Raw genomic sequence first — 643 nt, 5'->3', positions numbered from 1 at the left:
ACTTTCCAATTTATAACTGGCTGTTAAATAAGCGATTGAATTACGTAAACTTCCAAAGACAGAAAACAAAACCCGAACAAGGGAAAGGGTTTTAATAATCTAAACAAAAGGTTGGCGTATTTCGGAGCAGATTCTCGCAACAAGTGTTTCTTTTGCAGCAAGAATAATCTGAAGTCACGCGGATTTACGTTTACAATAGCGCGTATGAGCGAGATAAGAACACAAGTCCAGTTCGTTGATATCGACGAAGACATGGCGGGTCAACGCATTGATAACTTCTTGCGTAACCAATTAAAAGACATTCCAAAGATCATGATTTATCGAATCGTGCGTAAGGGTGAAGTGCGCGTGAACAAAAAGCGCATCAAAGCCGAATATAAACTAAAAGCTGGCGACCTAGTCCGAATTCCACCTGTAACGGTTGAGAAAAAGGAAGAGGATGTCGCACCAAGCACGAAACTTAATAAGGTTGCTGAACTAGAACATATGATCATTTATGAAGATGATCATATGCTGATTCTGAACAAACCGTCTGGTACAGCAGTGCATGGTGGTAGTGGCTTGAAGTTTGGTGCAATTGAAGCATTAAGGGCATTGCGTCCACAGGCACGCTTCCTCGAATTGGTTCACCGTATTGACAGAG

At 41.7% G+C, this 643-nt stretch carries 1 protein-coding gene; it reads left to right on the top strand.

All coding sequences use genetic code 11. The features are described from left to right. Positions 1-204: 204 nt before the first annotated feature. Positions 205-643: S4 domain-containing protein (locus R7Z50_RS28355; RefSeq protein WP_318149865.1), on the top strand; the 439-nt coding region annotated here is incomplete at its 3' end.

Source organism: Vibrio sp. 1249-1 (genome assembly GCF_033340495.1).
Note: the sequence above shows the minus strand (reverse complement) of the source record. Positions and strands in the feature narration are given on the sequence as shown.